Here is a 24792-nt window from a genome sequence, read left to right as displayed (position 1 = left end):
GCACGTCAGGATCAATAGATGCTGAACGGGAAGTACTTGTCGTTGATCTTTTTATAGGTGCCGTCGGCCACGATTTCCTTGAGCGCGGCGTTCAGCTTGGTGCGCAGTTCGTCGTCACCCTTGCGTACGGCGATACCGATCTTGTCGCTTTCCACCACCGGGTCGCCTTTGAATTCGAAGGCGGCGCCGTCTTTGCTCTTGAGCCATTCGTATTGCACGTATTTGTCCGCCAGGATGGCGTCAACGCGGCCGGAGAGCAGGTCGAGGTAGGCGTTTTCCTGAGTATCGTAGAGCGTGACCTTGATGTTGTAGTCATCTTCCATGTTGCGGTCATCCAGCCAGGTACCGGCCAGCGTCGCGCGTTGGGCGCCAATGGTCTTGCCGCTCAGGTACGCCTTGTCGGTGCTGAAATCGGTGGTGGCCTTCGGCGCGATGAATTGCAGCTTGTTGGAATAGTACGGCTCGGTGAAGTCCACGGCCTGCTTGCGTTCCTCGGTAATCGACAGCGAGGAGATCAGGAAGTCGAACTTCTTGGCGTTCAGGGCTGGAATGATGCCGTCCCAGTCGGAGGTCACCACGCTGCATTCGACTTTCATCTTGGCGCATAGGGCGTCGCCAATGTCCTTGTCGAAGCCGACCACGTTGCCGCTGGCATCTTTGTTGTTAAACGGCGGGTAGGCCGCTTCGATGCCCATCTTCAGTGTTTCCGTGGCCATGGCGCTGGCCGAGAAGACCAGACTGGCGGCAGCGGCCAGGAGGAATTTCTTGTAGGTCTGCATAGGTACTGCTCCGTTAGCGGTTGCTGGACATGAATTGTTTGCAGCGCGCCGAAAGCGGGTTTTCGAAGACCTGCTGTGGCGATCCTTGCTCCTCGACCAGGCCTTGATGAAGGAACACCACCTCGCTGGAAACCTGACGGGCGAAGCCCATTTCGTGAGTCACCAGCAGCATGGTGCGGCCTTCTTCGGCCAGGGCGCGGATCACACTAAGTACTTCCTGGACCATTTCCGGGTCAAGGGCAGAGGTGGGCTCGTCGAACAGAATCACTTTAGGCTGCATCGCCAACGTGCGGGCGATGGCGGCGCGCTGCTGCTGACCACCGGAAAGTTCGGCAGGGTAGGCATGACGCTTGTCGGCGATGCCAACCTTGGCCAGCAGGGCCTCGGCCACTTCCACCGCCTCGGCCTTGCTCTGGCCGAGCACCCGGCGCGGGGCTTCGATGATGTTGTCGAGCACGCTCATGTGCGGCCAGAGGTTAAAGTTTTGAAACACAAAACCGATTTCGCTGCGCAGGCGGTTGATCTGTTTGCCATCGGCGGCCACCAGTTCACCGTTTTTCGCGGCCTTGAGCTTGAGTTCTTCGCCGGCCACCAGGATCTGACCCTGGTTGGGGTTTTCCAGCAGGTTGATGCAGCGCAGAAATGTGGACTTGCCGGAACCGGAGGAACCCAGGATCGAGATCACATCGCCGTCGCGGGCGGTCAGCGAGACGCCTTTGAGCACCTCCAGCTTTCCGTAGCGTTTGTGCAAGTTGCGGATTTCAAGCGCGGGCGTGGCCTGGGCCATGTGCGGTCCTCATGGTGTGTGCTCCCTTGCTGTTGGCGGCCTTCCTGGCGAGGCGGCCAAGCTAGCATAGCGCCCGAATGGCAGCCAACAGCGCTACGGGGGGTAAACGGTGAATGTGCGGCAGCTTGTCGCATCGGCGCAGCAGACTGTCGCGCCATCAACAACCAAACGGTCGTTCGAACTCTGTTTACCGGTAAAAATCCCGGGGAGTCGCGTAAAAAAAGGCGCGATGGTGCCAGCTTTGGGCGGGGGTTGGAAGGGTTAACCGGATGAGTGTTGCCGTTGTACGTTTTTATCGTCCATAGGAGATTTTAGCTGGCTGTTCTCATCTGCGTGAGGCTGATCGCGTTCTGTCATGTAGTCAGCAGTCGCGTCGCCATTGTCGAACCACCTATCCCAGTCTTGCGAATGCTTAGAGTTATTTGTCATGAAAGTGTTTACGGCCTCTTCTCCGTCGGGCAAGTACTCGGTATCGGTGCCACGCAGCAGTGAGGAATACCGCGACACCGCCGACGCAGGCAGCGGTGCTGCACGAATAGCTGGCCGGCTTATTCGCTGGCGGGCTCTTCCATCAACTGACGATAACGATCCAGCGCCTCGCCGAAGTCCTTGATGAACTCCGGGGTGCTGAGCCAGCGCTGCGCCGTCTCGCGGTCCATGTCGTCGGCCCACATGCGGTAGTCCACCAGCATGTCGGCGGCCAGGTTGGTGGCGGCCATGCTTTCGTTCTCGGCATTTTTCAGGTCCAGCAGGCCGGGGCGTTCGCTGATCATCACGCTGACGGACGCGAGGAGGGTGTCGAGCATTTCGCTGCGGCTGATGGCCTCGGCTTCGCGCAGCTTGGCGAACAGTTCGAGCACGTAGACCGGTGGCTGGGCGGTGGCGTGGGCCGGGTCGCCATACATAGGGATGGATTTACGCCCGCTCATGCGGATTTGTTTGGCTTTGTCTTTGGCACGCTTGGCGCGTTTTTGCTGTTTGTTCAGTGAGGCCATTGGGCTTCGGTTTCCAGTGGGTTAGGGGGCGATGCCCGGCTCAGTTGATTTTCGGCACGGTAAAGCTGAACTCGCTGCCCTTGCCGGGTTGGCTTTCGGCATGCAGTTTACCGCCATGGGCCTGGACAATCCCCTTGGAAATGTACAAACCCAGTCCAGTGCCGTTCGGGTTGCCTTCCTTGACTGTCCAGTAGCGGTCAAACACGTGAGGTAATTGTTCCGGCTTGATTCCTTCGCCGGTATCACGAACGCTGAACACGATCTCGTCACCCACCGACATCGCGCTGATGCCTACGCTGCCTTGCCGGGGAGTGAATTTGATGGCGTTTCCGATCAGGTTGGACAGCACCTGGAACAGCCGCTCGGGGTCGGCATTGATCTTCAGGTCGGGTTCGGCGTGGAACGAAATATCGATGGCCTTGGCGGTTGCCAGTGGCGTCAGCAGCGAGCAGGCGTCTTCGAATATCTGACTGACGTCCATCGGCTGGGGATGGATGGTGTAGCGGCCGGCGTCGATGCGCGAAGTGTCCAGCAGGTCTTCGAGCAGTACGTTCATGCGGCTGGCGGCCTGTTGCATGGTGTCGATGGCTGAGGCAATTCGCTTGGAGCTATGGGAGCCGTCGGAGCTGAAGGACTTTTGCATCATGCCGCAGAGCATGGATATGACTGTCATCGGGTTGCGCAGGTCATGGGACACCACTGCCACCAGTTCATCACGCGCCTGCACGGCCTGACGCTCCTTGTGGACTTGCCGAGCCAGATCGTTTTCCAGGGCCGAGCGGCGCAGGTCGTTGGCGGCGAACAGATCGCCGTGGGTCCATTGGGTACTGATGCCGGCCATTTCGACTTTCCAGATCTCGAAAGACGTCCGCGGTCGCAGGCGCAAACCTGTCTCGCTGCTTTCCAGGTCCAGGGGTTTTTGCGGGTCGCCGCTCCACTGGATGGTTTGCTTCACCTCGGGGCGGAACCACAGCACGCCATTGTCCACAGGCTTGGGCAGATGAATCGCCAGCACGCCGCTCGCCACGTCCTGATAAGCCTGGGCCGGAGTGAAAACGCTGCTCAGGTTGTGGTGGGAGAAAACGGCCTCGCCAGTCTCCAGCATCCATTTATGCAGTTCGCGGATCTGCTCCGCTTCCGGACACTGACCGTGGCGGTGCAGCTTGTTGTCCTCGAGGATCGCGACGCCGGTGGCGCCGGCCAAGTCCATCAGCCGTTGGGGTTCGCGGGACAAGCCGTCAAAGACATTGTCGCTGGACTCGGCCATGGCGATGGCGAGCACCTTGAGGTCCTCAAGCTTGGCGTCCCGTTGGCGGGTCAGCTCCAGTGCTTGCATGGCGCTGATCTGCAGCGACAGCACTTGGCCGATGGTCTGGCAGGCCATGCGCATCTCATGGGGCACGAGCAGTGGTTGGCGGTTACCGCAACTGATCAGGCCCCACAGCCGTTCGCCTTCCATCAGGGAAATACTCATGGACGACAGCACACCCATGTTCTTCATGTATTGGCGGTGGATCGGCGAGACACTGCGCAAGGTGGAAAAGCTCAGGTCCAGGGCTGTTTGCGTGTCGGGGCGCAACGCCGGGACCAATGGTACCGGCGTGTAGTCAGCGTTGGGGATGATCCGCAGCCAGTTGGTGCGATACAGCTCCCGGGCCTGCTCAGGGATATCGGATGCCGGGAAGAACAGGCCTTTATAGAGTTCCATCGACGGCGCGCTGGCCTCGGCGATCACCTGGCCGTGGCCTTCTTCTTCGAAGCGATAGATCAGCACCCGGTCGTAGCCGGTCATGGCCTGAATTTCTCTAACGCTGATTTCGTAGAGAGCCTGAAGGCTTTTCGCGCCTTGCAGGCGCTGCAACATGCGCCCCAGGTTGGCTTCGCCGCTGACACCTTCTGGACGGTAGTCGCTCAGGTGCTGTTCCAGTTCGACGATGAGGGCGCCTTGATGGCGGTGGACCAGGGCGTCAAAACGCAGTTGGTTCACGACAATCTCCACGGGCGCGTTGTCGCCATCCGCATCGGTGCGACAGGCCTTGAGGATGGCTTGGGCCTGCTGCTGCCCGAACAGTGCGTCCAGCGTCTGGCCCGGGAGACCTTGAGGGTCGTGTCCCATCAATTGCAAAACGTTGGCGCTGACCTGCCGGATGACGAAGTCGGGCTCGGACAGCATCAGCAGCACACCATGCGGCTGGATGGCCCCAGGGAAGCGAATCGGTTCATCTGCACAGTTGGCCAGCAGCTCTTCGAAGGCTTCCTGGTTTTCCGGGGTCATAACAATACCTTTTGGCTGTCCAGCCAGTGTTCAAAATGGGTAAACGTCGCTTTGGCGGCGCGTGTGACTTCGAGCGTTTGAGCGTCGCCAAGGTTCCTGTCGCCCAGGTATTGAAGGAAATCCTTCCAGCGCCGGCCGGTGAGTTCGCCATACACATTGAGAAACGCCGCGCCGCTGGAGGCATCAAGACCCAGCTGTTCGGCCACCCTGCGGCGCAGGATCTGCCCCCCGAGAGTCGCGCCTTCCAACACATAGGAAACCCCGAGGGCAGCGGCACGGGAGTCGATCTGCGGCAGGTCCGCGCAGGTGGGCAGTGTTTCGATAGCGTGGTCACCCAGGCCAAGTGCCGTAAGGTCCGCCCGCAGTACGGGGAGTTTGATCCGCAGGGATTGGTCCAGCCCCGTCGGTGTCAGCGTCAGGACATGAAGTCGTTGTTCCAGCGGCTTATAAAAGCCGTAGTAGGCCGCCATCAGGCGCCGGTACAGGTCGAGGTCCAGCTGTTCGGAGAAAAACGGCAAGCGTTTTTCCAGGGCGACGTGCAGCTCAGCGGTTTCGGTCCGCAATGCCTGAATCAGAGAAGGGGGAGGTGCGGCCGGTGACATGCGCGATAGAGCTCGTTGACTGGAGCGTTGCTGGAAAAAAAGCGCATCAATCTTACACAGATTTTTTGCCGAGAACGGTCATCAGCTGTCGGCTGTCATTCGCCCGTCGCCAGGCCTGGTTGCCAACTCTCAAGCCTTTCCCGTTCACGATCCAGCTCATTGCGCAGCTCTTCTTCCGTGGGGAGTACCAGTTTGTACTGGCTGGCGAACAATTGTTCGTTGCCTTGCAGGACAGAGTAACGCACCACCGATTCATCTTTTTGGGCGCAGAGAATAATGCCAACAGTGGGTTTGTCATCGGGACTGCGCTTGAGGTCGTCGTAGAGACGCACATACATGTCCATCTGCCCAATGTCCTGATGGCTCAGCTCACCGCGTTTGAGGTCGACGATCACAAAACACTTGAGCAGGTAATTGTAAAAGACCAGATCGAGGTAGAAGTCTTTACTTTCGGTGCTGATGCGTTGTTGGCGAGCGACGAAGGCGAACCCCTTGCCCAGTTCAAGGAGAAAGCCCTGTAGCTGGTCGATCAAGGCTTGCTCCAGGTCGGTTTCCAGCAAAGCGCCGGCATTGGGCATTCCGAGGAACTCCAGGACTACCGGATCCCTGACGATGTCCCTTGGGCTGAGATTGAGCTTTTCAGTATGGGAAGTCGCCTCCTGTTTCACTGCTGGGCGGTCTTGGCTGGCCAGTAGGCGTTCGTAGTAGAGGGTTCCGATTTGGCGTTCCAGGGCGCGGGTGGACCAGTTTTGGATGGCGACTTCGTTCATGTACCAATGACGGGCGTTTGGGTCTTCTACTCGCAGAAGTGTGCGGTAATGGGTCCAGCTCAATTCGGAACGCACTGCGTTCCAAATTGGAAACGATTGATAAAAGTCCCGCATGTGGCGCAGATTGCGTTCATCAAACCCTTTCCCAAACCTCGCTGTCAGTACTTTCGCCAGCGACGGCAGCAGTCGTGCGCCATAAGTCGCCCGCTCGGCTCCTCCCTGTTCGAATTCGACGATGTGCCGCCCAATCTGCCAGCAGGTTTGAACCTGAATCGTATCGACGGCACGCAGCACTTTCTGGCGTGCCTGGCGGATCAGTTCACCTAGCTCATTAATCAGAGGGGCAAGCTTTGGGTCGTCTTGAGGGAGAAGTGCGGTCATCGCAATGTCAGCCGTGAGAATGGGCGGACCAAAAGGATGCTCTGGACGACGTTTCGATGATGCCGGGCGAGTCTGATTAGGCGGGAGGAAAGCCGTCCGATTCTTGCAGGACGGGTTTGACGCCGCCTGATCTTGGCTGACCCTGGCTTGTAGGAGCTATCCCGGTAGGGCGTCATCCACTGCCGACGTCCTCGTAACGCGGACGATGATCAGATCGAACCTTGGGCCAGCGCATTGGACGCGGCGACATAATCGGCCTGGAACTGCTCACTTTCGACCCAGTCCAGCGCGGTCTGCTCATCGACGCCCGTGGTCAGGCGACGGTATTCGATCAGGGCGGTAATGATGAAGTCAGTGGCCTCTTCCTCGCCTTCCTGCTCCAGCACAAGCGCCAGCAGCGGATGCCCCAAGAAGACCGCGCACATGGCCTGCTGGCTGATTTTTTCAGCCGCGCGCATGACTTGGAACAGCTCTGTCAGGTCCACGGTTTCCAGATCGATGCGCTCATCGTTCGGGTCCAGGAAATCGTTCGGCGCAGCGGCACGCTGAATGCGGTTCTTTTTGGCTTTCGCCTTGGCGCGCTGGTTTCGTTTCTGCTGTTTGTTTGCCGATGACATGGTCAGATTCCTGACGTGAAAATAAGGCCGCCTATGCTACAGCTTCAGGGCAAACCCTTCGAATTTCTATCCGCCTCAGACAGGGTGGCAGCGGAAATAAATTTCACGCAATAAAAAACCCCGATCAATTTCTTGATCGGGGTTTTCGGTATTTGGTGCCCAGAGACGGAATCGAACCGCCGACACGGGGATTTTCAATCCCCTGCTCTACCGACTGAGCTATCTGGGCAACGGGGCGCATTAAACGGGTTTTTCAGGGGGTCGTCAAGCACGTTATCAAAAAATATTTAATTATTACCGTCGCTTACGATCCGCCCCGGTTCTGGGTGGTCTATTCGGACGGCGGCACGTAGCCTTCGGCCTTGGCGTATTCTTCGCCGGAAAAGAACTTTTCCATTTCGCCTTGAAGGTATTTGCGGTCTTCGGCGTTCATCATGTTCAGGCGTTTTTCGTTGATCAGCAGGGTCTGGTGTTTTTGCCAGTCCGCCCAGGCCTTGGCCGAGACATTGTCGTAGATGTCCTGGCCTTTGACGCCCGGAAAGGGCGCGCGCTCCAGGCCTTCCAGTTGTTCTTTGTACTTGCGGCACATCACGGTGCGGGTCATTGCAACTCTCCTGCGTTCAATACGGCGGCCGCGCGTTCGAGCAAGGTCTTGACCGGGGCGGCGAGGCCCAGGCGCGGCGGGGTGGCGAGGTTATACCAGAGCCAGTCGGCCTCGGCCACGTGATGGCCGGTTTCCCGGACCCGGACCAGCCAGGGTTCGATCGCCAACTGAAAGTGGCTGAAGGTGTGTACCAGAGCTGGCATTTCCTGTTGTTTGCCCAGTTCCAGCGAGTGTTGCAGGGCCAGGTGTTGCAGGTCGTCGAGGTCGTCGAGTTCCGGCAGGCTCCATAAGCCGCCCCACAGGCCCGTGGAGGGGCGACGATAAAGCAGAATCGCGCCTTCGCGGTTGGCCAGCATTGGCATCAGCGTGCGTTTTTTGGGCACGTCCTTGCGGGGCTTGGGGATCGGGTAGCGGGTCTCCAGCCCCAGCATGTGGGCTTGGCAGCCTTTTTTCAGCGGGCAAAGCAGGCAACTGGGTTTGCTGCGGGTACACAGTGTGGCGCCCAGGTCCATCATCGCCTGGGTGTAGGCGTTGACCCGGTCTTGAGGTGTAAAGCGCTCGGCGGTCGCCCACAATTGCTTCGCGACCTTCGGCTCGCCCGGGTAACCCTCCTGGGCGGTGAAGCGCGCCAGCACCCGCTTGACGTTGCCATCGAGGATCGGTGCCCGCAGGCCCATGCTGATGCTGGCGATGGCGCCGGCTGTGGACAGGCCAATCCCCGGCAACTCGGTGAGTTTTTCCACGTCGCGGGGGAATTCACCGCCATATTGGTCGACAACGATCTTCGCGGTTTTCTGCAGATTACGGGCGCGGGTGTAGTAGCCCAGGCCGGTCCACAGGTGCAGCACTTCGTCTTCCGGCGCGGCGGCCAGGGCTTGCACGGTGGGCAGCGAGGCCATGAACCGGTCGAAATAATTGAGCACGGTGCTGACCTGGGTCTGCTGCAGCATGATTTCCGAGACCCACACCCGATACGGATTGATGTCTTGCTGCCAAGGCAAGTCGTGGCGCCCGTGGCGGTCGAACCAATCCAGTACGGCGCTGGAAAACTGCTCGGCGGTCATCGCTTGAACAACCCCTTGAGCGCGTCCTTCAGCTCGGGGCTGACCTTGTCGCCGAGCTTCTCGTCGATCTTCTCATTGAGCTTGTCGCCGAGGCGGTCGCCGGCCAGTTTCGCGGCGACTTTGCCCAGACCTTCGTTGTCCAGGCGACATGCCTTCGCGCCCAACTCCAGCGGACCGCGGCAGCGCAACGGCCATTCGACATCGACGTAACGTTCGTTGACCTGGCAAGCCGGATCGGGCATGTCGCTCTTGTCGCCTTCGATGATGATGCCGACGCGGTAATCCATGCCCAGCACACGCAGGTCGATATCGCCGTCACCGTTGACGGTCATGCCAGGAATGCGGACCTTCAGGTCCGGGTTGCTGGCCACGCCGCTGCGAAAGGTGAGATTGCCGTTGAGTTGCTCGAACGGCGTGTCCTTGCCGCGGGGCTCGCCACTGAGGGTTTTACGATTGAGGGTGGCGATGCCTCTGCACAATTGCTGCTCGAGGTTGGCATTGAGCAGTACACCATCGTTGATGACGAACCCGGCAGTGCCGTTGAGGCTGTCGATCAGGGCCTTTTGGCTGTTGCCGCTGGCGGTCACGGCGCTGTTGAGTGTCACCAGGCCTTTGACGGGCGAATTCTTGCCCTGGCTTTCGATGATTTTCTCGGCCGGTACCCGGTTGATGCGGGTCTGCAGGTTCAACTGCGGCATGGGCTGGCGCACGTCCAGCGTGCCTTTGACTTCGAAGTTGCCGTTGTACAGATCGCCCCGCAGGTTTTCCAGGGTCAGCAGGCCGCCCTGGCCGGTGGCCTTGAGGGCGGCATTCTGGATCGGCAGCTTATCGAGGGTCAGTTGGCCGAAGGTCAGGTCGGCATTCAGGTCCAGTTTGCCCAGGCGTTCGACTGGAAACAGCCGGTCGTTGCTCCAGGCGCCCTGGGTGGGTGCGCTCGGCAACGGTGTGCTGCCGGCGCCGGCCATGGCACTGGCTTCGGTGTTGCTGACCTCCGCCTCACGGGCTGCCTTGGAGCTGTCGGCCTCGGCGGATTTTGGCGGCAGGTAGCGGTCAACGTTGAAGGTATCAGCCTTGAGCTGCGCACGCAGTGACTGCTTGGCAAAGTCCTCCACGGCGATACGACCGCTGAAGGTGCTGTCGTCGATTTTCAGATTGATGCTATTGAATTCGGCGCTGGTCGGCGTGGCCGCAATGCGGGTGACCAGTTCGACTTTGCTCAGGCTGCCTTCGGCCATGGCCGGCAGTTGCTGACCGACGCCGTCGACGAATTTCGCCAGATCGAATTGGGCGATCGACATGCCGCCGCTCAGTTGCGGGGTCTTGTCCAGATTATTGACCTTCAGTTCGCCCAACGCCCGCAGTTGATTGATGGACAGCTTGATGCCAGTCCATTCGGCGACGTTCGCCGCTTTATCCAGAAGTAACTGCCCGTGTGCCGCGAACGTCACGGTCTTGCCTTGCAAAGGGTCGCCCGTGGCTTCGCCGGACAGCTTCAGGTCTTCGAACTTGTAGCGCTGCAAGGCGCGCTCAAAGCGCAGCTCGCCCGTGACTTCGGTGCGCACGCGCACGGCTGGCTGGTTGCTGGCCAGGAACGCGGTGAGGGTGACCGGAATGTTGGTGGAGTCATGGATCGGGCCGGTGCTCAGTTGGATGCTTTCGGCGGTGAACTGCCTGCCGGCCTGCTCGTCGGTGTATTCGACCCGGGCGTTGTTCACGGTCAGGCTGTCGATGTCCAGGCGGGTTGGCTGGGCCGGTTTCTGCGCCGGGGTGCTGTCCCCAGGGGCAGGCTGTTCGGCCGGTGCCGGGGTGTTTGCCGTGGTTTTAGACGCGGGGGCCTTGCCGATGTCTTCCCAATTGCCGTGGCCGTTCTTGTCACGGTTGAGTCGCAGGTTCAGGCCTTCGACCCGCACGTCGCTCATCTGCACTTCCCGGCGCAGCAGTGGAATCACGCGCACGGAAAGGCCGAGCATCTGCAGGTCGGCGAACGGTTGTGTCGGGTTTGCCAGGGTGGCGACGCTGGCTTCGTGCAACTCCAGACCCAGCCACGGGAAAAGGCTCCAGCCGATGTCGCCATTGAGAGTCAGCTCAATATGGGCCTTGTCGCGGGCTATCTGGCGGATCTCTTCTTTATAGTCGTTGGGATCGAAGAGGTGGGTCAGGGCAAAGCCCAAGGCCACAATGACCAGCAACAGCCCGAGGAGTACCAGACCCAGGATTTTGCCGAACGCTTTCATGGGCGAGTCCTTGTAGGTTGAGTTCAAAAATTAGCCTGGGAGTATAACGCCCTGACCTGGTGGCGCGTTGGGTGATCGTTCTTTCTGACAGGCTTGGGGGCCATGGAACCGGTGGCGAGGGCTGGGCTGAGCTCCCGGAGCTAGGCCTGCTCCAGTGCCAGCTTCAATTTGGCCGCCAGCGCCTGGGCTTCCAGATGACCGGGTGGGGCCAAGAGCTTCAGTTCAGCACCGTGTTGCGTAGCCATTTTCCGTGCTTCGCTGACCAATCGTTCCGCCACCCCACGACGACGGGTAACGTTTCGCACACACATTTGGGACAAGTGCCAGACGTCCTGGTGCCGTTGCAGCCGTGCGGCACCGAGCAACCGGTCATTGAAGCGGGCTGCGATCAACGCGCCGTCCTCCAGGCATGTGCGTATCAATTGTGTGCCGTCAGTGAACGGCTCGAACAGCCAGGCCGGGGCATCCTGGTAGATCTTGTGCAGGTCCTGCTGGTCCCGACAGGTGGCGTCATTCAACTGCTCGACAACGATGGGCATATAAATTCCTGAAAAATAAACGATTCACACCCTACAGAAAACGTGCAACGGCGCGATAAGACAGAAGATGTAAAAAAGGTGATGGCATTTTGGCTTTTCTGTCATAAGCAAATGGTAACCTTTACCCGTTCGCCCGTCCTTCTGCGACTCAATGTCGCACCAAAATGAAGCTTCACCAGAAAATACAGTCGTGCTTTGCGTGCAATAAGGCTGAGGGTGATGCATGGCTGGCGAGCCATACCAATAACTGGGGGATACACAAATGAGCACGAGCATCACGGCGGACGGCTTTGCCGACCAGCCTGCGTTCCTCTCCAAGGAACGCATTATCGCCAAGCCCGGATTCAACCGGTGGCTGGTTCCACCGGCCGCACTGGCCATCCACCTTTGCATCGGCATGGCCTACGGCTTTTCGGTGTTCTGGTTGCCGTTGTCCAAGGCACTGGGCGTCACCAAGCCTGTAGCCTGTGCACCGGACATGAGCTTCATCGCACAAGTCTTTTCATCCCAATGTGACTGGCCGATCTCGATGCTCGGCTGGATCTACACCCTGTTCTTCATCTTCCTGGGTTGCTCGGCAGCCATCTGGGGCGGCTGGCTGGAACACGCCGGACCGCGCAAGGCTGGCGTTGTATCGGCCTTGTGCTGGTGCGGCGGTCTGCTGATTTCCGCGTTGGGTATCTACACTCACCAGATCTGGCTGATGTGGGTCGGCTCCGGGGTCATCGGTGGTATCGGCCTGGGGCTGGGCTACATCTCCCCGGTTTCGACGCTGATCAAGTGGTTCCCGGACAAGCGTGGCATGGCCACCGGTATGGCGATCATGGGCTTTGGCGGCGGCGCGATGGTAGGTGCCCCGCTGGCTGCAGCCCTGATGAGCCATTTCTCTTCGCCGACTGAAGTGGGTGTATGGCAAAGCTTCCTGGTCATGGCTGCGATCTACTTCGTATTCATGATCGGTGGTGCCCTGTCGTACCGCGTTCCGCCGACCGGCTGGAAGCCTGAAGGCTGGACTCCGGCGCCGAAGAAAGCGGCAAACGCGATGATCACCCATCGCCACGTTCACGTGAACGTAGCCTGGAAAACCCCGCAGTTCCGTCTGGTATGGCTGGTGCTGTGCCTGAACGTATCCGCCGGTATCGGTATCCTGGGCATGGCTTCGCCGCTGTTGCAGGAAGTGTTTGGCGGTAAGTTGCTCGGTACCGACCTGCCTTTCGGTCAACTGGACGCTGTGCAGTTGGGTCAAATTGCTGCCATCGCGGCCGGTTTCACTGGCCTGCTGAGCTTGTTCAACATTGGTGGACGGTTCTTCTGGGCATCCTGCTCGGATTACCTGGGCCGTAAAAACACCTATTTCGTGTTCTTCGCCCTGGGCTTTGCCCTGTACGCGCTGATCCCGAACCTGGGCCATCTGGGCAGCGTCGCGCTGTTCGTGGCGGCGTTCTGCATCATCCTGTCGATGTACGGCGGCGGCTTCGCCACTGTGCCGGCCTACCTGGCGGACCTGTTCGGTACGCAAATGGTCGGCGCGATCCACGGTCGCCTGTTGACCGCTTGGGCTGCGGCGGGCGTGTTGGGTCCGGTATTGGTGAACTACCTGCGTGAATATCAGTTGAGCATCGGTGTTGAACGCGCCGCGGCCTATGACATCACCTTGTACATTCTCGCCGGCCTGCTGGTGCTGGGCTTCCTGTGCAACATGATGGTCCGTCCGGTCGCCGACAAGTACTTCATGACCGATGCCGAACTGGCCGCTGAACAGGCGCTGGGCCATGACAAGGGCGCCGACAGCACCACTTCGCTGGAGTGGAAGGCTGCGCCGGGCACCAAGCCTTTGGCGATCGCCGCCTGGCTGGTGGTGGGCATTCCGTTGGCGTGGGGTGTGTGGATAACCCTGCAGAAGACGGCGGTGTTGTTCCAGTAAGACTGTTGCCCGAACCTTCAAGGTGAGGGCAAACCTAATGTGGGAGCGGGCTTGCTCGCGAAAGCGGTGTGTCAGTTAACGATGATGTCGACTGATACGCCGCTTTCGCGAGCAAGCCCGCTCCCACATTTGATTTTGGGTGATGGCAAAAAATGCTTGTATGGACATGTCTATCGCCGACAGCCGGGGATTCATCCCGTCAGTGATGTCACCTCTTATGTTTCTGTTTGCCGCTCGCGCCCCTATAATGGCTGCCTTTTTCGCCCAATGATTTTGCGGAGCTGGTGATGGCCGAACGTAAGGCGTCTGTCGAGCGCGACACTCTGGAAACCCAGATCAAAGCCTCGATCAACCTGGATGGCACCGGAAAGGCCCGGTTTGATATCGGCGTGCCTTTTCTTGAGCACATGCTGGACCAGATCGCCCGCCACGGGCTGATCGACCTGGATATCGTCAGCAAGGGTGACCTGCACATCGACGACCACCACACGGTGGAAGACGTCGGCATCACCCTGGGGCAGGCTTTCACCAAAGCCATCGGCGACAAAAAAGGTATCCGTCGCTACGGCCACGCCTACGTGCCGCTCGATGAGGCGCTGTCGCGCGTGGTGATCGACTTCTCCGGTCGTCCGGGCCTGCAAATGCATGTGCCGTATACCCGTGCCACCGTTGGCGGCTTCGACGTGGACCTGTTCCAGGAATTTTTCCAGGGCTTCGTCAACCACGCCAATGTGACCCTGCACATCGACAACCTGCGTGGGCACAACACCCACCACCAGATCGAAACCGTGTTCAAGGCCTTCGGCCGCGCGCTGCGCATGGCCGTGGAGCTCGATGACCGCATGGCCGGGCAAATGCCCTCCACCAAGGGCGTTCTGTAATGCAGACGGTCGCGGTTATCGATTACGGCATGGGCAACCTGCACTCGGTGGCCAAGGCCCTCGAGCACGTGGGCGCCGGCAAGGTACTGATCACCAGCGATGCCGACGTGATTCGCGAAGCCGACCGGGTGGTCTTTCCCGGCGTCGGTGCGATTCGTGACTGCATGGCCGAGATCCGTCGCCTGGGCTTCGACTCGTTGGTGCATGAGGTCAGCCAGGACCGTCCGTTCCTCGGCATCTGCGTGGGCATGCAGGCCTTGCTTGAAAGCAGCGAGGAGAACGACGGCGTCGATTGCATCGCGATGTTTCCAGGCCAGGTGAAGTTTTTCGGCAAGGATCTGCACGAAGACGGCGAGCACCTCAAAGTTCCGCACATGGGCTGGAACGAGGTGAAGCAGACGGTGGATCACCCGCTGTGGCACAACATTCCGGACCTGGCGCGCTTCTACTTCGTGCACAGCTACTACATCGCGGCCGGTAATGCCCGGCAGGTAGTGGGCGGCGGTCACTATGGCGTCGACTTCGCCGCGGCCCTGGCCGACGGTTCGCGCTTCGCTGTGCAGTTCCACCCGGAGAAGAGCCATACCCATGGCCTGCAACTGTTGCAGAACTTCGCGGCGTGGGATGGGCGCTGGTAATGGCCCGCAAGAAGCCGCCGATCCTCACCCTCACGCCCGAGCAGGAGAGTGAGGCGAACCTCAAGATCCAACGGTTCATGGAGGAGCGTTTCGAGCTGGACCTGGGTTCGTTCGAGGCGGCGGAAATTCTTGAGCTGTTTACCCGCGAAATTGCTCCGCACTATTACAACAGGGCGATTTTCGATGTGCAGGCGCACCTTAAAGAAAGGTTCGAGAGCATCGAAAGCGACTTGTGGGCGCTCGAGAAAAACTGATTTCCGAGCCAAGCTGAACATTCGAATTTGAAGGTTTGCCAGATGCTGATTATTCCCGCTATCGATCTCAAGGACGGCGCTTGCGTACGTCTGCGTCAGGGCCGGATGGAAGACTCCACGGTGTTCTCCGATGATCCGGTGAGCATGGCCGCCAAGTGGGTGGAGGGCGGCTGCCGTCGCCTGCATCTGGTCGACCTGAACGGTGCTTTCGAAGGGCAGCCGGTGAACGGTGAAGTGGTCACGGCCATTGCCAAGCGCTATCCGAATTTGCCGATCCAGATCGGCGGTGGCATCCGCTCGCTGGAAACCATCGAACACTACGTCAAGGCCGGCGTGAGCTACGTGATCATCGGCACCAAGGCGGTGAAAGACCCGGCGTTTGTCGCCGAGGCTTGCCGCGCCTTCCCGGGCAAGGTCATCGTTGGCCTGGATGCCAAGGACGGTTTCGTCGCCACTGACGGTTGGGCGCAAGTCAGCACCGTGCAGGTGATTGACCTGGCCAAGCGCTTCGAAGCCGATGGCGTGTCTGCCATCGTCTACACCGACATCGCCAAAGACGGCATGATGCAGGGTTGCAACGTTCCGTTCACCGCCGCCCTGGCCGCCGCCACGAAGATCCCGGTGATCGCCTCCGGCGGCATCCATAACCTGGGCGACATCAAGGCACTGCTCGACGCCAAGGCGCCAGGCATCATCGGTGCGATCACCGGTCGCGCGATCTACGAAGGCACACTGGATGTTGCTGAGGCCCAGGCCTTCTGCGATTCCTACAAAGGCTGAGGACTCACCATGGCGCTGGCAAAACGCATCATTCCCTGTCTCGACGTGGACAACGGCCGGGTGGTCAAGGGCGTCAAGTTCGAGAACATTCGCGACGCCGGCGACCCGGTGGAAATCGCCCGTCGCTATGACGAGCAGGGCGCGGACGAGATTACCTTCCTCGACATCACGGCCAGCGTCGACGGCCGCGATACCACGCTGCATACCGTCGAGCGCATGGCTAGCCAGGTGTTCATCCCGCTGACCGTGGGCGGTGGCGTACGCACCGTGCAGGACATCCGCAACCTGCTCAACGCCGGTGCGGACAAAGTGTCGATCAACACTGCTGCGGTGTTCAACCCGGAATTCGTCGGCGAAGCGGCGCAGCGTTTTGGTTCGCAGTGCATTGTCGTGGCCATCGACGCCAAGAAAGTGTCCGGCCCGGGCGAAACCCCGCGCTGGGAAATCTTCACCCACGGCGGGCGCAAACCCACCGGCCTGGACGCCGTGGAATGGGCGAAGAAGATGGAAGGCCTGGGGGCCGGTGAGATCCTGCTGACCAGCATGGACCAGGACGGCATGAAAAACGGTTTCGACCTGGGCGTCACCCGCGCCATCAGCGATGCCTTGGGCATTCCGGTCATCGCCTCCGGCGGCGTCGGCAACCTGCAGCACCTGGCCGATGGCATCCTTGAAGGCCATGCCAGTGCGGTACTGGCGGCAAGCATTTTCCACTTCGGCGAATACACCGTGCCGGAAGCCAAGGCTTACATGGCGCAGCGCGGAATCGTCATTCGATAAGCTGGCACAGACGAGACCCGATGCTCACCTCAGGGAGCGGCGGGTTGCGTTTTGCGCCCCTGTTGCAGGGCTCAGTACGTCAACCCTCGGCTCGGATGCCTGTCCTGATTTGTCGTAGGCGATTGTGCAGAATTTCAGCGGCAGTTCTGCATCCGGAAACCAGAAATCCATGTAGGTGTGGGTAACATATTGCTCATCCTTTGAACAATCTGTGGTGTCCAGCGGGCCAAATTTGACGGCGTAGGTCCGGTATTCGTTACCGCGTGCCAGCTCCACACCGACTCCGCTGCTGATCGACAAATCGGGCTGCGCCGTTGGCGTGTCATCGAGGACCTCCACGGCAAGGGATAGTCCATTCTTGATGAGTCCGACCTGCGCTCCTTGAGCCGCGGAATCAACGCCAAGAATGCAAAGGAAATAGAAACCGGGCTGGGTGCCAATCTCGCTGTTGATAAACGCGTCGTTAGAACTTATCGCGTCGCTGTAGTAATGGCCACTTTCGCAGTCCTTCGCAGCGCGCACGGTCTTGTGGCGATAAAAAGCGGTGCTGATGGAGAAGTGGTAATCCCATGTCGGAATCTCCGTCGTCCCGTCATCCCGTTTTTTGAGCCTCTTGTACCTTGCCGGCTCGTTGGTATCAGCACTCACGGTAAACGCTGGATAAAGCGGGCAAGAGGAAGTTGCCTCATTGGCAATGTGGCCTTGTACAAAGCATCCGTTGAGAAAGATTGTCGGGTTCCCATAAACGTTTTTGGGAATGGCTTTATAGACATCCCCAACCCGCGTACAGGGTGCATGTTCGTCGCATGGAGCGAAACCGGCCGCCAGGTTGCCGGTGCCTATTACGCCTATTATCTCGTTGGAGTGACGATCAAGAATCGGCCCCCCTGAACTGCCGCCAGCTATATCCTGACAGCGCGTCATTACGTTGTTTCGCCACACCCATGGGCCTTCCACTATTTCCCGAGCAGGCTGCAAAGTGCAGGCAGCCATGCGCAATGTGGTTTTGTCGAAACCCAGTGGGGCACTCACGATCAGAACATCAGTCCCATCGGCAGGCTTTTGTCGGGCCAGCTCCAGGGGCTGTATACCTTCCTCAATGAGTTTCTGGAGGCTGACGTCCAATTCTATGATCGCCAGATCAACGCCTTGCATACTGCGCCATGCCACCTTTTTCAGCGCGTAGGTTTTGAATAATCCGGTGTCGGCGAAGTAATCGAACTGCATGACCCCGCTGACCGGTTTATCCGTCACGATGTTGCCGTTGCCTTTTTCGATACAGTGTCCTGAAGTGAGCACATAGGCGGGTGTTGGTTGGGGTACCGATGCATCCTGAGTGTCGAGGAGCGTCGCGGTACAAGAGCCGTCGATAAACAGGCGTCCGACGCCTCGCCAGTGGTTGTGTGATCCATCCGCATTTTCAAGGATCTTTGAGGCCGTAAAATTTTGCATGCCTTCGCCAAAGTCCTGGCTGTGGGCGATACCCTGCAAACTCAGCGAGCAGAACAGGCCGGTCAGCAGAAAGGAGATCGATTTCATCGAGTGATACCTTTGGTTAGTTGAATGAAAACCGGCGTGGCCGGTGTTCTCCAATTAATCAGGTAGGGGCTGACGGTTGGCGGTAAATAGTTACCTCAACGGTGAGAGTGCTCTTTTATATTTTGAGTCGTTGAGCCGCCTGGGTAGCAAAGGGCTGTGGACATGCTCGCAGGCCCGAGGCACTCTTGGGCACGCCATGGATTCGGGTAGCCAGACATGTTCAGACGCATTCTTTTGGTTCTTGCCAGTGCCTCTTTATTGTTCGTCAACGGGGCACAAGCTCAAGATCGCCGTGACGTCGGCCTGGTGTTGCTGACGGAAAACTTCCCGCCCTACAACATGGCCAAGAATGGCAAAAACTTCGCTCAGAACGAGAACATCAATGGCATCGCCGTGGACATTGTCCGCGAGATATTCAAGCGTGCCGATATCAACTACAGCCTGACGCTGCGTTTCCCGTGGGAGCGAATTTATAAACTGGCCCTGGATAATCCCGGGTACGGCGTGTTTGTCACGGCGCGATTGCCCGAGCGTGAAAAACTCTTCAAATGGGTCGGCCCGATTGGCCCGGACGACTGGATCATGCTCGCCAAGGCCGACAGCAAGATTTCTCTGGACTCGTTGGAGCAGGCGCGTCAACACAGGATCGGGGCTTACAAGGGTGACGCGATTGCCGAGACCTTGGCCAAGCAAGGGCTGAACCCGATTGTCGTGTTGCGCGATCAGGACAACGCCAGGAAGCTGGTCAATGGTCAAATCGATCTGTGGGCCACCGGGGATCCGGCCGGGCGCTATCTGGCGCGTGAGGAAGGGGTGAGCGATCTCAAGACCGTGCTACGGTTCAACAGTGCCGAGTTGTACCTGGCGTTGAACAAAAACGTGCCCGACGACGTGGTCGCCCGCCTTCAAGCGGCCCTGGATGAACTGCGCCAGGAAGGTGCGGTGGACGCGATCATGGCGCGGTATCTCTGAAGACCACGGCGCCGCTATCGCGAGCAGGCTCGCTCCCACACTGGATCTGCGGTGGGCACATGACTGGCGAACAACCCGACACCCTGTGGGAGCGAGCCTGCTCGCGATAGCGGCGGCGCGGTTTGAGAGCGAGCCCAACCGCTACCGATAAACCCCATTTTCCCCATGCCCGGCCATCGCCCGATTGCTGCGCAAGCTGATCATCGACTTGATGTCGATCCATTCGATGCCCTGGGCCTTGAGCCTGGGCAGTTCGCGTTCGAGCACTGCCAGGGTCTGCGGATAAGGATGGCCAATCATCACCGCCGAGCCCTGCTGGCGAGCCAGCTCTATGGCGACCTGAAGCTGATGGGCGATGGCTGCTTCGGTGCGCTCATCGTCCAGGAACACATCGCGCGACACACTGGCGAGGCCGATCTTCTGCGCCTCGGCGGCGGCGACTGTCTGGGCGCTGGTGCGGCTGTCGACAAAGAACTTGTGCCGTTGCTGCAAGTTCGCCATCAACCACGCCATGGCCCGCGGCTGGGACGTCATGCGGCTGCCCATGTGGTTATTGATCCCGCTGGTGAAGGGCACGGCGGCGAATGCGGCGTCGAGGCGTTTTTCCAGCTCCTCCAGGGGCAGTTCCGGATGCCAGGCGAACGGCCCGGTGGCCGGGTCCATGGGCATGTGCAGCATGACGACCTTGCCGGCGCGATGGGCTTCACGAGCCAGTTCGGCGGCATGGGGTGTGTCGGGCATGATTGCTGCGGTGACTGGGCCGGGCAGAGCCAGCACGCGGCGATCCCGGGGCAGGTTTTGCCCCAGGTCGTCGATGATCAGGCTCAGGTAGGCCTTGTGTGGTGCCGGAGGCTGTGTCGCGGGTGCGGCAAAGGCAGCGCCCGCCAGACAGCACACCAGGCCCAGGATGAAGCGCAGGCCCATCTCAGCGGCCGGAGGTGATGTTCAGTCCTTTGAGCAGGCTCAGGGCCTGAGCCAACTGATAGTCGTCATCCTGCGGCATGGGCTTGGCCTTGGCGCCGGAACCGGTCGGTTTGTCGGCGCCGCCGTTGCCATTGCCCAAGTGACCCTGCAAGTCAGCTTCCTTGAAGTACTCGCTGTCCTGCTCGCTGGTGATCTTGGCTTTGCGCACCTCGATGTCCGGGACGATGCCCTGGGCCTGGATGGAGCGGCCGTTAGGGGTGTAGTACAGCGCAGTGGTGATCTTCAGCGCGCGGTCATTGTTGAGCGGCAAGACGGTTTGCACCGAGCCCTTGCCAAAACTGGTGGTGCCCATGACAACGCCGCGTTTCTGGTCCTGCAGGGCGCCGGCGACGATTTCCGATGCCGAAGCGCTGCCACCGTTGATCAGTACCACCAGCGGCACGGCTTCGCTCAGGTCGTTGCCGGTGGCCGAAAAGCGCAGTTCGGAATTGGCAATGCGGCCCTTGGTGTAGACGATCAGGCCCTTGGTGATGAAATGGTCCACCACCTCCACCGCCGATTGCAGCACGCCGCCGGGGTTGTTACGCAGGTCCAGGACCATGCCGTTGAGCTTCTTGCCGTTGTCCTTGCGCAGCTTGGCCAGGGCTTTGGCGACTTCTTCGCCGGTCTTGACCTGGAACTGGGTGATGCGGATGTAGCCGTAGCCCGATTCCAGCAACTGGCTCTTCACGCTTTTGACCTGGATGATCGCACGGGTCAGGGTCACGTCGAACGGCGTGCCGCCATCGCGCACCAGGGTCAGGGTAATCTTCTGGCCGATTTTGCCGCGCATCTTGTCCACAGCTTCGGTCATGCTCTGGCCGCGAGTCGGCTGGCCGTTGATCTTGACGATGAAGTCACCGGCCTGGATGCCGGCCTTGGAAGCAGGCGTGTCGTCGATGGGCGAAACCACTTTGACGAAGCCGTCTTCGCTGCCGACCTCGATGCCCAGCCCGCCGAACTCGCCGCTGGTGCTTTCCTGCAGCTCGGCGAAATCTTCCGGCCCCAGGTAGGCCGAGTGGGGGTCAAGGTTGCTGAGCATGCCCTTGATGGCGTTCTCCAGCAGCAGCTTGTCGTCCACCGGTTCCACGTAGGCGGCCTTGATCCGGTCCATGACTTCAGCAAAGGTGCGCAGTTCGTCCAGCGGCAGCGGGGCCTTGGTGGTCGCGGCCGTAGCGGCTGTCGACGAGGGGGCCGGTTCAGCGGCGAACGCCAGGGGCGCACCGATCACAAGGGCGATCGTCAGGGCCAGCGAGGTGAGGCGGGACAAATGCAGCATGTCGAACGAACTCCTGAGTTGGATGGGCGCGCTTATCCTTGCGCACGACACCATTGGGTCGGGTCACTGGGGCGACCCTGCTGACGAATAGCGAAATACAGCGCTGGCGTATCCTGCCCGCCACTGTTACCAACCGTAGAGATGGACTCGCCGGCCTTGACTACATCGCCGGCCGCCTTGAGCAGCGTCTGGTTATGGCCGTACAGGCTCAAATAGCCGTTACCGTGATCCAGGATCACCAGCAGGCCGGCGCCGCGCAGCCAGTCGGCGAACACCACGCGACCGCCATGCACGGCATGCACCTGGCTGCCGGCAGTGGCGCTGATCATCACGCCGTCCCACTTGGTGCGGGTATCGTCGCCGCGGGTTTGGCCGAAGCGTGCAAGCAATCGACCATTGACCGGCCATGGAAGTTTGCCCCGTGCCGAAGCAAAAGCGCCGCCGAAGGTTTCCCCGCCTGTCGAAACCAGTGGGCCGGGGCTTGATCGGGCAGGCTTGCGCGGTGCATCGCCGGCGTCGGCCTGGGCCTCACGCAAGCGCTTTTTTTCGGCTTCCTGCTGGGCGATCAGCGCCTTTTGGCGCGCTTCTTCCGCCTCTCGAGCCTGGCGTGCCAGGGTTTCTTCGATGGTCTTCAAGACTTTTGCCAGTTGAGCCTGGTCCTGCTCGCGAGCCTTGAGCTTGCTGTCGCGGGCCTTCACGTCTTCATTGAGCTTGGCCAGGGCGACCTGACGCTCCTTGCGAACCTTCTCGAGTTCTTCGCGCTGGGTGTCGAGGCTGCTTTTCTGCACCAGCAACTGGGCCTGCTGCAATTCAATCTCTTTTTCGACATTGGCCAGCTGGCGCAGGGTTTCGTTAAAGCTCTTGAGTTGCTCCAGGCGCGCCTGGCTCAGGTAATCGTAATACGTGAGCGTGCGGGCGAATTTCTCGGGGTTCTGCTGGTTGAGCAGCAGCTTGAGGTACTCCTGACGGCCGTTCTGGTAGGCCGCCCGGGCCTGGATGGCGATCAGCTTTTGTTGTTCAGTGCGCGCGCTCTGGAGTTTTTTTTTCTCCGTATCGAGGCGCTGCAACTCGGATTCACTTTTCTTCAGCTCTTGTTGCAGGGCGTCGACCTGCTTCTCCAGCTTGCCCATCTCGGTCTCGGTACCGCGCAGGTCTTTCTGCACGCCGGACTTCTCTTCCTGCAACTTGCCCAGCAGCTTTTTCAGCTCGGCAATGTCCTGACGCGTGGCGTCCAACTGCTGTTGGGTTTGTGCGCGCTCGTCAGCGAAGGCCGGTTGGAGCAGGCAGGTCAGAGCGAGGGCTATCAGAACGCGAAGCATAGAGGCGGGCGACACCAGGGAAAGGGACGGCCTAGTATGCCCGCCCCACGCTGCAAAAAAAACGCCCATTTGGGGCTGTGTGATAACTGGCCCAAAAAACACCTTGAACCCTGTGGGAGCGAGCCTGCTCGCGATGAGGCCATAACATCCAACATAGATGTTGACTGTAATACCGCTATCGCGAGCAGGCTCGCTCCCACATTGGTAAGTGTTGGGTCAGACCAGGATCGACGTCCCGGTCATCTCCGCCGGCTTCTCCATCCCCAGCAACATCAGCATGGTCGGCGCCACGTCAGCCAGTACGCCGCCATCGCGGACCTTGAAGGCGCGCTTACCGACATAGATGAACGGCACCGGCTCGGTGGTGTGGGCGGTGTGGGCCTGGCCGGTGGACTCATCGGACATCTGCTCGACGTTCCCGTGGTCGGCGGTGATCAGCGCTTCACCGCCGACTTTTTCCAGCGCCTCGACGATGCGCCCGACGCAGGTGTCCAGGCATTCCACGGCTTTGACCGCGGCGTCGAACACACCGCTGTGGCCGACCATGTCGCCGTTGGCGTAGTTGACCACGATCACGTCGTGGCGCTGGTGCTCGATGGCATCGACGATGCGATCGGTGACCTCCGGTGCGCTCATCTCCGGTTGCAGGTCATAGGTGGCGACCTTTGGCGACGGGATCAGGATGCGTTCTTCGCCGGGGAACGGCTCTTCACGGCCGCCGGAGAAGAAGAACGTCACGTGGGCATACTTCTCGGTTTCAGCGATGCGCAGTTGGGTCTTGCCGTGCTTCGCCAGGTAGTCGCCCAGCACGTTTTCCAGGCTGCCGGCGGCGAAGGCCGACGGCGCGGGGATGCTGGCGGCGTATTGGGTCAGCATGACGAAGCCGGCCAGTTTCGGCTGGCGGGCGCGTTCGAACTCCTTGAAATCGTCTTCGACAAACACGCGGGTCAGCTCGCGGGCACGGTCGGCGCGGAAGTTCATGAACACCACAGCGTCGCCGTCCTCGACTTTAACCGGCTCGCCGATGGTGGTGGCCTTGACGAATTCGTCGCTTTCACCCCGCTCGTAGGCGGCTTGCAGGCCTTCCTGGGCGGTGGCGGCGTTGAACTCGGCGTTGCCGTCGACGATCAGGTTGTAGGCCTGGGCCACCCGGTCCCAGCGGTTATCGCGGTCCATGGCGTAGTAACGGCCGACGATGCTGGCGATACGACCCTTGCCGAGGGCCTGGAAGGTGCTGTCGAGCAGTTCGATCGACGAAGTGGCGCTTTTGGGTGGCGTGTCGCGGCCATCGAGGAACGCGTGCAGGTAGATTTTTTCCGCGCCGCGCTTGGACGCCAGCTCGGCCATGGCGATCAGGTGGTCCTGGTGGCTGTGCACGCCGCCATCGGACAGCAGGCCCATGAAGTGCACAGCTTTGCCAGCAGCCACGGCTTTATCCACAGCCGCGCAGATGGTCGGGTTTTCAAAGAACTCGCCGTCGCGGATCGCTTTGGTCACGCGGGTGAAGTCCTGATACACCACGCGGCCCGCGCCGAGGTTCATGTGGCCGACTTCGGAGTTGCCCATCTGTCCGTCGGGCAGGCCGACGTCCATGCCGCTGCCGGAGATCAGGCCGTTCGGCACGGTGGCCCACAGGCGGTCCAGCACGGGCTTCTTGGCCGCGTACACGGCATTGGATTCGTGGCTGTCACTGTGACCGAAGCCGTCGAGAATCATCAGGACCAAAGGTTTAGGCGTGGTAGTCATGGAATCCACTCGTGGCTGATTAAAAGAAGGCGATGGAAAAGGGACGGGCAGTTTAAAGGTAAGTTCCGGT

The 24792-nt window shown here is 60.0% G+C and carries 23 protein-coding genes and 1 tRNA gene; 7 read left to right on the top strand and 17 right to left on the bottom strand.

From position 1 onward, the window contains the following. Positions 1–11: 11 nt before the first annotated feature. From BM132_RS13585 to panM, 12 genes are all read right to left on the bottom strand, one after another. Positions 12–779 (bottom strand): ABC transporter substrate-binding protein, encoded by a 768-nt coding sequence (locus tag BM132_RS13585; protein WP_092401366.1) that lies wholly within the window; start codon positions 777–779, stop codon positions 12–14. Between the two features lie 13 nt (positions 780–792). Then, entirely contained in the window at positions 793–1566 is a 774-nt protein-coding gene (locus BM132_RS13580; protein ID WP_092401369.1) for an ABC transporter ATP-binding protein, read from the bottom strand. A 548-nt stretch (positions 1567–2114) separates the two neighbouring features. Beyond that, on the bottom strand, positions 2115–2561 hold the full coding sequence (locus BM132_RS13575; RefSeq protein ID WP_092401372.1) for a hypothetical protein: 447 nt from the start codon (positions 2559–2561) through the stop codon (positions 2115–2117). Between the two features lie 40 nt (positions 2562–2601). Continuing rightward, entirely contained in the window at positions 2602–4836 is a 2235-nt protein-coding gene (locus tag BM132_RS13570; RefSeq protein ID WP_092455884.1) for an ATP-binding protein, read from the bottom strand. Beyond that, positions 4833–5438 carry a biliverdin-producing heme oxygenase gene (locus BM132_RS13565; RefSeq protein WP_092401377.1) on the bottom strand — a complete coding sequence of 202 codons (606 nt, stop codon included), beginning with the start codon at positions 5436–5438 and terminating at the stop codon, positions 4833–4835. The genes BM132_RS13570 and BM132_RS13565 overlap by 4 nt, the downstream gene beginning before the upstream one ends. 95 nt (positions 5439–5533) lie before the next feature. Next, the gene (locus BM132_RS13560; RefSeq protein WP_092455882.1) at positions 5534–6589 is read right to left on the bottom strand and encodes a PDDEXK nuclease domain-containing protein; all 1056 of its coding nucleotides are present in this window, start codon (positions 6587–6589) and stop codon (positions 5534–5536) included. A gap of 209 nt (positions 6590–6798) precedes the next feature. Then, positions 6799–7206, bottom strand: coding sequence for a hypothetical protein (locus BM132_RS13555; RefSeq protein ID WP_092455880.1), 408 nt, complete (start codon positions 7204–7206; stop codon positions 6799–6801). Positions 7207–7359: 153 nt separating this feature from the next. Further along, positions 7360–7435 (bottom strand) — tRNA-Phe (locus BM132_RS13550). 102 nt (positions 7436–7537) lie between these two features. After that, entirely contained in the window at positions 7538–7810 is a 273-nt protein-coding gene (locus BM132_RS13545; protein WP_092401386.1) for an oxidative damage protection protein, read from the bottom strand. Next, positions 7807–8874: an A/G-specific adenine glycosylase gene (gene mutY / locus BM132_RS13540; protein ID WP_092455878.1), complete on the bottom strand. Its 1068-nt coding sequence runs from the start codon at positions 8872–8874 to the stop codon at positions 7807–7809. The genes BM132_RS13545 and mutY overlap by 4 nt, the downstream gene beginning before the upstream one ends. Next, complete coding sequence (locus BM132_RS13535) at positions 8871–11108, bottom strand: AsmA family protein (protein ID WP_092455877.1); 2238 nt, start codon at positions 11106–11108, stop codon at positions 8871–8873. The genes mutY and BM132_RS13535 overlap by 4 nt, the downstream gene beginning before the upstream one ends. A gap of 140 nt (positions 11109–11248) precedes the next feature. Next, positions 11249–11647 carry an aspartate 1-decarboxylase autocleavage activator PanM gene (panM, locus tag BM132_RS13530; RefSeq protein WP_092455875.1) on the bottom strand — a complete coding sequence of 133 codons (399 nt, stop codon included), beginning with the start codon at positions 11645–11647 and terminating at the stop codon, positions 11249–11251. A gap of 262 nt (positions 11648–11909) precedes the next feature. On the opposite strand from panM, the gene BM132_RS13525 reads away from it, so the two are divergent. The 6 genes from BM132_RS13525 (at position 11910) to hisF (ending at position 16904) form a co-directional block, all read left to right on the top strand. Beyond that, positions 11910–13571 carry an OFA family MFS transporter gene (locus BM132_RS13525; protein ID WP_092455873.1) on the top strand — a complete coding sequence of 554 codons (1662 nt, stop codon included), beginning with the start codon at positions 11910–11912 and terminating at the stop codon, positions 13569–13571. Between the two features lie 287 nt (positions 13572–13858). Next, complete coding sequence (hisB, locus tag BM132_RS13520) at positions 13859–14452, top strand: imidazoleglycerol-phosphate dehydratase HisB (RefSeq protein WP_003186751.1); 594 nt, start codon at positions 13859–13861, stop codon at positions 14450–14452. Next, positions 14452–15090: an imidazole glycerol phosphate synthase subunit HisH gene (gene hisH / locus BM132_RS13515; RefSeq protein ID WP_047226898.1), complete on the top strand. Its 639-nt coding sequence runs from the start codon at positions 14452–14454 to the stop codon at positions 15088–15090. Before hisB ends, hisH begins: the two co-directional genes overlap by 1 nt. Further along, positions 15090–15344, top strand: a complete 255-nt coding sequence (locus BM132_RS13510) for a DUF2164 domain-containing protein (protein ID WP_092455871.1) — start codon at positions 15090–15092, stop codon at positions 15342–15344. The genes hisH and BM132_RS13510 overlap by 1 nt, the downstream gene beginning before the upstream one ends. Before the next feature lie 42 nt (positions 15345–15386). Beyond that, on the top strand, positions 15387–16124 hold the full coding sequence (hisA, locus tag BM132_RS13505) for a 1-(5-phosphoribosyl)-5-[(5-phosphoribosylamino)methylideneamino]imidazole-4-carboxamide isomerase (RefSeq protein ID WP_092455869.1): 738 nt from the start codon (positions 15387–15389) through the stop codon (positions 16122–16124). Positions 16125–16133: 9 nt separating this feature from the next. Continuing rightward, the gene (hisF, locus tag BM132_RS13500; protein WP_047226901.1) at positions 16134–16904 is read left to right on the top strand and encodes an imidazole glycerol phosphate synthase subunit HisF; all 771 of its coding nucleotides are present in this window, start codon (positions 16134–16136) and stop codon (positions 16902–16904) included. A 24-nt stretch (positions 16905–16928) separates the two neighbouring features. Here hisF and BM132_RS13495 read toward each other — a convergent pair whose 3' ends face one another. Continuing rightward, a complete protein-coding gene (locus BM132_RS13495) occupies positions 16929–18443 on the bottom strand; it encodes a trypsin-like serine peptidase (RefSeq protein WP_092455867.1) in 1515 nt (504 codons plus the stop codon). A 216-nt stretch (positions 18444–18659) separates the two neighbouring features. Here BM132_RS13495 and BM132_RS13490 point away from each other — a divergent pair, with 216 nt between their 5' ends. After that, the gene (locus BM132_RS13490; protein ID WP_092455865.1) at positions 18660–19415 is read left to right on the top strand and encodes a substrate-binding periplasmic protein; all 756 of its coding nucleotides are present in this window, start codon (positions 18660–18662) and stop codon (positions 19413–19415) included. A 141-nt stretch (positions 19416–19556) separates the two neighbouring features. Here the strand turns inward: BM132_RS13490 and BM132_RS13485 are convergent, their stop codons facing one another. The 4 genes from BM132_RS13485 to gpmI form a co-directional block, all read right to left on the bottom strand. After that, the gene (locus BM132_RS13485; protein WP_092455863.1) at positions 19557–20339 is read right to left on the bottom strand and encodes a divergent polysaccharide deacetylase family protein; all 783 of its coding nucleotides are present in this window, start codon (positions 20337–20339) and stop codon (positions 19557–19559) included. Between the two features lies 1 nt (position 20340). Further along, entirely contained in the window at positions 20341–21657 is a 1317-nt protein-coding gene (locus BM132_RS13480; RefSeq protein WP_047226905.1) for a S41 family peptidase, read from the bottom strand. Positions 21658–21689: 32 nt separating this feature from the next. Then, positions 21690–22976 carry a murein hydrolase activator EnvC family protein gene (locus BM132_RS13475; RefSeq protein WP_092401413.1) on the bottom strand — a complete coding sequence of 429 codons (1287 nt, stop codon included), beginning with the start codon at positions 22974–22976 and terminating at the stop codon, positions 21690–21692. Between the two features lie 216 nt (positions 22977–23192). After that, on the bottom strand, positions 23193–24722 hold the full coding sequence (gene gpmI / locus BM132_RS13470) for a 2,3-bisphosphoglycerate-independent phosphoglycerate mutase (RefSeq protein WP_092455861.1): 1530 nt from the start codon (positions 24720–24722) through the stop codon (positions 23193–23195). Positions 24723–24792 lie beyond the last annotated feature (70 nt).

Origin of the sequence: Pseudomonas sp. NFACC45 (assembly GCF_900113505.1) — a bacterium.
In the GTDB taxonomy this organism is placed as follows: Bacteria; Pseudomonadota; Gammaproteobacteria; order Pseudomonadales; family Pseudomonadaceae; genus Aquipseudomonas; species Aquipseudomonas tehranensis.
This window is presented reverse-complemented; position numbering and strand designations above follow the sequence as displayed.

What these genes read in the sequence shown, in the direction of transcription:
- gpmI (WP_092455861.1), bottom strand. Translation starts at nt 24,722, where the DNA reads ATGACTACCACGCCTAAACCTTTGGTCCTGATGATTCTCGACGGCTTC.
- hisH (WP_047226898.1), top strand. Translation starts at nt 14,452, where the DNA reads ATGCAGACGGTCGCGGTTATCGATTACGGCATGGGCAACCTGCACTCG.
- BM132_RS13495 (WP_092455867.1), bottom strand. Translation starts at nt 18,443, where the DNA reads ATGAAATCGATCTCCTTTCTGCTGACCGGCCTGTTCTGCTCGCTGAGT.
- BM132_RS13475 (WP_092401413.1), bottom strand. Translation starts at nt 22,976, where the DNA reads ATGCTTCGCGTTCTGATAGCCCTCGCTCTGACCTGCCTGCTCCAACCG.
- BM132_RS13575 (WP_092401372.1), bottom strand. Translation starts at nt 2,561, where the DNA reads ATGGCCTCACTGAACAAACAGCAAAAACGCGCCAAGCGTGCCAAAGAC.
- BM132_RS13490 (WP_092455865.1), top strand. Translation starts at nt 18,660, where the DNA reads ATGTTCAGACGCATTCTTTTGGTTCTTGCCAGTGCCTCTTTATTGTTC.
- BM132_RS13570 (WP_092455884.1), bottom strand. Translation starts at nt 4,836, where the DNA reads ATGACCCCGGAAAACCAGGAAGCCTTCGAAGAGCTGCTGGCCAACTGT.
- BM132_RS13580 (WP_092401369.1), bottom strand. Translation starts at nt 1,566, where the DNA reads ATGGCCCAGGCCACGCCCGCGCTTGAAATCCGCAACTTGCACAAACGC.
- BM132_RS13585 (WP_092401366.1), bottom strand. Translation starts at nt 779, where the DNA reads ATGCAGACCTACAAGAAATTCCTCCTGGCCGCTGCCGCCAGTCTGGTC.
- BM132_RS13545 (WP_092401386.1), bottom strand. Translation starts at nt 7,810, where the DNA reads ATGACCCGCACCGTGATGTGCCGCAAGTACAAAGAACAACTGGAAGGC.
- hisB (WP_003186751.1), top strand. Translation starts at nt 13,859, where the DNA reads ATGGCCGAACGTAAGGCGTCTGTCGAGCGCGACACTCTGGAAACCCAG.
- BM132_RS13480 (WP_047226905.1), bottom strand. Translation starts at nt 21,657, where the DNA reads ATGCTGCATTTGTCCCGCCTCACCTCGCTGGCCCTGACGATCGCCCTT.
- BM132_RS13485 (WP_092455863.1), bottom strand. Translation starts at nt 20,339, where the DNA reads ATGGGCCTGCGCTTCATCCTGGGCCTGGTGTGCTGTCTGGCGGGCGCT.
- BM132_RS13535 (WP_092455877.1), bottom strand. Translation starts at nt 11,108, where the DNA reads ATGAAAGCGTTCGGCAAAATCCTGGGTCTGGTACTCCTCGGGCTGTTG.
- BM132_RS13510 (WP_092455871.1), top strand. Translation starts at nt 15,090, where the DNA reads ATGGCCCGCAAGAAGCCGCCGATCCTCACCCTCACGCCCGAGCAGGAG.
- BM132_RS13555 (WP_092455880.1), bottom strand. Translation starts at nt 7,206, where the DNA reads ATGTCATCGGCAAACAAACAGCAGAAACGAAACCAGCGCGCCAAGGCG.
- BM132_RS13525 (WP_092455873.1), top strand. Translation starts at nt 11,910, where the DNA reads ATGAGCACGAGCATCACGGCGGACGGCTTTGCCGACCAGCCTGCGTTC.
- hisA (WP_092455869.1), top strand. Translation starts at nt 15,387, where the DNA reads ATGCTGATTATTCCCGCTATCGATCTCAAGGACGGCGCTTGCGTACGT.
- panM (WP_092455875.1), bottom strand. Translation starts at nt 11,647, where the DNA reads ATGCCCATCGTTGTCGAGCAGTTGAATGACGCCACCTGTCGGGACCAG.
- BM132_RS13560 (WP_092455882.1), bottom strand. Translation starts at nt 6,589, where the DNA reads ATGACCGCACTTCTCCCTCAAGACGACCCAAAGCTTGCCCCTCTGATT.
- hisF (WP_047226901.1), top strand. Translation starts at nt 16,134, where the DNA reads ATGGCGCTGGCAAAACGCATCATTCCCTGTCTCGACGTGGACAACGGC.
- BM132_RS13565 (WP_092401377.1), bottom strand. Translation starts at nt 5,438, where the DNA reads ATGTCACCGGCCGCACCTCCCCCTTCTCTGATTCAGGCATTGCGGACC.
- mutY (WP_092455878.1), bottom strand. Translation starts at nt 8,874, where the DNA reads ATGACCGCCGAGCAGTTTTCCAGCGCCGTACTGGATTGGTTCGACCGC.